Below are 2,445 nucleotides of genomic sequence, written 5' to 3' on the forward strand. Positions count from 1 at the left end.
GCGGCCGCGGAGGAAGGCTCGCCGGAGGCGACCGCGCGAAGCGCGGCTTGGCCTTCCGGAGCGGGGGCACGCGGTATCCCAGAAGCGGCGCCGGGAGCAGGCGTACGCGATCGGCCGGATGACGCGTCCTGGCGGCGGCGGGCTTCAGTCCGGAAAGCAGATGTCTTGCGGGTACTTTCGCGCCGCCACAGACAGCCTTTACTCTGGTCGATCATGAGTGTCAGAAGCGATGTCAAAGACATTAGGGCGGCCGCCCGCCAGCTATTCGACGCCAACCTGCCGGTGCTCGTTGAGCTCGCCAAAATCGACGAAGAGATCAGCGAACTGACGACCAAGCGAGAACAGCTGCTGGGCCAAGCTCGGCAGTTATTCACCGAGGAGTGGCTGGCCGAGCTCGGCTTCGGGCAAGCGCCGACCGGCCGGCGCAGAGCACGTCGACCGGCGAGCCCCAGAGGGAGATCCCGCAGCCAGAAGCAGGGTGCCGCGTCGGCCGCTTCAGCCGCCGCAGATCCGGCTCCCCCTTCGGACGGCAAGGACTTCGCCCCGCCGTCGACGGGGGATGGCGCTCAGGCTGACACCAACTGGAGCTCTTCCGCCGCGCCCTCCTCCAGCTGGTCCAGCTGACGGGCGCAGCCCATGACGAAGCGTGGCCTGTGGTGGGCGGAGGGGGTCACCACAGGCCGGGCTGGCCAGCCGGTCCGGAAGCGACCAGCGCTTGAGGACGACCGATCGGAGCGGGTTTCGGCGACGCGCGTTTGCGAAACTGGCACATGACCACTTCGACCTTGGGCTTCACGCCGCGCCAGGCGTCGTCATGGATGGAGGTGTCCAGTTCCATGCCGGGGACAAGCTCCACGCCTGTGGCGGCGACAAAGCGCCGATAACTCCTCGTCGCCGCCGTGGAAGGTTGTGACGGGGACGCCGCTGTACCGAAACGGTGCCGCGATCTGCGGCACGATGAACACGCCTGTTCGGGCCAGGTCGCTGGCAATGTCGATGACGTGGTACTCGAAGCGCCGCCCGCGGTAGCGAGGTCCGTTGCCTGTGCGCTGGGTGTACCCGAACGGCGGATTGCTCATCACGGTGTCGAACTGGCCGAGGTCAGTGTGGGCGAGGTCGAACACGTCAGCGCAAATCCAGGTCGCTTCCGGGACCGTCTTACGGCCGACTTTGACGTATGCCGGGTTCCGCTCGACGCACACCATCTCGGAAACGGGGTCGGTCGGATCGGGATCGTCGAGGCGGGCCCGGGCCAGGCGGCCGGTCCCGGCGCACAGATCGAGGATCCGCGGCCCTTCGACCATGTGCCTGATCTCCCACGCGAGCTCTATCGGCGTGAACCAGGCGGCGTCCAGGTTGTGGGTGACGTCGGCGCCTTCGTGCCAATGTTCGAGCACGAAGTCCTGCTCATCCGGGGTCAGCGGCCGGGGGGCGTCCACGAGCTTCTGCGCTTCGGCGTGCCGGGTGGCGTCCTGCTTGGTGATCGTCGGCAGAGGGGTCTCCAACGGGGTCAGAAAGTGGGAGCGGGGCAGGCGCTGCCGGGCGGCGAGCGCCTGCCCTGCGGGGTGCGCGTACCACCGAAGTGGCCGTGGTTTTCAGTCCTCGATCAGCGTGAACTCGGGCGGCAGCGCCACCCGGCGCGTGCACGCGGTGCATTCCACTCCGTCGTCGTCGAACGGCGCCGGGGTGATGTCGGCGGTGATGACGCCCGGCGCGGTGATCTCCAACGGGTTGGACCGGGTGGCCACCTGCAGCTGCTCCAGGCTGCCGACAGCGCCGCATCCCTCGTACGGGCAGGCCAGCCGACCATCCACGATCAGCGCCTGCGGGAGTTCGAGCGTGGGCAGGACCGACGCGAGCGCCGGGTCGCCGACGTCGCGGTCGGCGGCGAGCAGGCAGGTCACCACCGGGATGTCGCCGGACACCTCCAGCGTGCTCCAGGCCTGGTCCAGGGTGTCGAACCCGCCGAGTGGCCGTGCGTGCCGGGTGAGGCCGTACCAGCCCAGCGGCTGAGGCGGAAGCTGCAGATCACGATAGGCATGGACGGGCTGCGAGTCGGGATACAGCGCCTGGTGCTCTGCCGCCCAGGTGTGCAGGTGGTGCTCGACGAACGCGGGAAAGGCGCTCTCGTGGTTCGGCTGGAGCATGACGTTGTAGACGTGGACGTGATAGCCGTCCGGCGCACGGACGCATTGCGCCGTGGCCGGACGTGAACTGCTGGCATTCACCAACGGGCTCCTTCTCGTTGCCGGCGTCGCCCCAGGGACGCGAGCGGCTTGTCACGGTCAAGGTCGCCAGGGCGGCGGCTGGCAGGGCGGCGGGGTCGCGGACCGGTGCCGGGCGGCGCCCCGGGGGGACGCGCAGGAGCGCCGGCGGGTGGGTCGACGTCGGGCCAGCCGCCGGGCCACGCCTCCCACAGGCGCGGCTGCTCAATGCCAAGCTGGT

4 protein-coding genes are annotated in these 2,445 nt (G+C 69.4%); 1 reads left to right on the plus strand and 3 read right to left on the minus strand.

From position 1 onward, the window contains the following. The first annotated feature begins 213 nt into the window (after positions 1-213). The gene (locus tag AB0J09_RS62290; RefSeq protein WP_360713590.1) at positions 214-624 is read left to right on the plus strand and encodes a hypothetical protein; all 411 of its coding nucleotides are present in this window, start codon (positions 214-216) and stop codon (positions 622-624) included. A gap of 46 nt (positions 625-670) precedes the next feature. Here AB0J09_RS62290 and AB0J09_RS62295 read toward each other — a convergent pair whose 3' ends face one another. The 3 genes from AB0J09_RS62295 to AB0J09_RS62305 all read right to left on the minus strand — a co-directional run bounded on the left by AB0J09_RS62295 (position 671) and on the right by AB0J09_RS62305 (position 2,228). Beyond that, complete coding sequence (locus tag AB0J09_RS62295; protein WP_360713592.1) at positions 671-838, minus strand: hypothetical protein; 168 nt, start codon at positions 836-838, stop codon at positions 671-673. After that, a complete protein-coding gene (locus AB0J09_RS62300) occupies positions 813-1,505 on the minus strand; it encodes a hypothetical protein (RefSeq protein ID WP_360713594.1) in 693 nt (230 codons plus the stop codon). The genes AB0J09_RS62295 and AB0J09_RS62300 overlap by 26 nt, the downstream gene beginning before the upstream one ends. A 90-nt stretch (positions 1,506-1,595) precedes the next feature. Beyond that, positions 1,596-2,228 carry a hypothetical protein gene (locus tag AB0J09_RS62305; protein WP_360713596.1) on the minus strand — a complete coding sequence of 211 codons (633 nt, stop codon included), beginning with the start codon at positions 2,226-2,228 and terminating at the stop codon, positions 1,596-1,598. Positions 2,229-2,445: the final 217 nt, after the last annotated feature.

The sequence above is a fragment of the Nonomuraea sp. NPDC049784 genome (genome assembly GCF_040659615.1).
In the GTDB taxonomy this organism is placed as follows: Bacteria; Actinomycetota; Actinomycetes; order Streptosporangiales; family Streptosporangiaceae; genus Nonomuraea.